This window comes from Niveispirillum fermenti, assembly GCF_048066175.1.
GTDB classification, from domain to species: Bacteria; Pseudomonadota; Alphaproteobacteria; order Azospirillales; family Azospirillaceae; genus Niveispirillum; species Niveispirillum fermenti.
The window spans coordinates 1-1,407 of record NZ_JBLTXA010000095.1 but is presented as its reverse complement, the minus strand read 5'-3'; the positions used below and the strand labels follow the sequence as shown (position 1 = coordinate 1,407).

Here is a 1,407-nt window from a genome sequence, read left to right as displayed (position 1 = left end):
CCCTTTGAGAGGAGGTTGCGATGGCCAAACGGAAGCGTCGATCAGCCAGATCTGGACGCGCGCCTGTGTTTTCACCTGGACGCCCTGGTATTGCCCGCCGTGAAGATCGCCGGCGCTTCTGGGGTTTGATTGCCCTGGGCCGTTCCAGTGAAGACGCCGCCATTGAGGTTGGGGTATCAGCGCCTGTCGGCTCCAGATGGTTTCGCGAGGCTGGCGGCATGCCCCCTACACATCTTTCCCCGACGGCCCCATGTCCGGTCGGACGCTATCTATCCTTGTCAGAGCGGGAGGAGATCGCGCTGATGCTGGCGCGGGGATGTGCCTTGCGAGCGATTGCACGGCATCTGAAACGATCCCCCTCGACGATATCCCGCGAGGTCCGTCGCAATGCGGCGACGCGTTCGGGCGGGTTTGAGTATCGGGCAACCACAGCCCAATGGCATGCAGAACGAGCAGCGCGCCGGCCCAAGATCGCGAAGCTGGCCTCGAACGAGCGGTTGCGACACTATGTGCAAGAACACCTTGCCGGCCTGGTCCAGCGATCAGATGGAGGCAAGGTCGCCGGGCCGCAGGCGCCCTGGAAGGGGCGACGCCATGGGCGCAGGCAATCACGGCGGTGGGCAACGGCCTGGAGCCCGGAACAGATTTCGCGAAGGCTGTTGCTCGACTTCCCCGAGGACAAGACCATGCGGATCAGCCACGAAGCCATTTATCAGGCCCTCTACATCCAGGGGCGCGGTGCCTTGCGTCGGGAATTGACAGCATGCCTGCGCACCGGCCGGGCGCTACGCGTGCCCCAGGCCAGGACCGGCCGCCGGGGAAAATCCTTCATCACGCCTGAAATCATGATCAGCGAACGCCCAGCCGAAGCCGATGACCGCGCCGTTCCTGGACATTGGGAGGGTGATCTGATCATCGGGCTGAACAGTTCTGCCATTGGCACCCTGGTCGAAAGAACGACACGTTTCACGATGCTGTTGCATCTGCCAGCGATGCCGGGCCATGGCGAAGGGGCACGGCCGAAGAACGGCCCCGCCCTTGCCGGTCATGGCGCCGAAGCCGTGCGCGACGCCATCGCGCGGACCATTGTCCAACTTCCTCAGCACCTCCGGCGATCTCTATCCTGGGATCAGGGGGCTGAAATGGCACGGCACGCGGAACTGAAGGTTCTTGCCGATCTGCCTGTCTATTTCTGCGATCCTCACAGCCCTTGGCAACGTGGGACCAACGAGAACACCAACGGGCTGTTGCGACAGTATTTCCCCAAGGGCACGGACCTCGGCTTGCACCCGCCCGAGGAACTTGATGCCGTTGCCGCAGCACTGAACGGCCGGCCGCGTAAAACCCTCGCCTGGAAAACTCCCGCCGAAGCACTGGACGAACTCATCGCGGAAACGCAAAATCACC

General features: G+C 63.2%; 1 protein-coding gene. It reads left to right on the top strand.

Going from position 1 to position 1,407, the window contains the following annotated elements:
* Positions 1–20: 20 nt before the first annotated feature.
* A partial coding sequence (locus ACM9LZ_RS25805; protein ID WP_416622365.1) for an IS30 family transposase occupies positions 21–1,407 on the top strand: 1,387 nt, incomplete at its 3' end.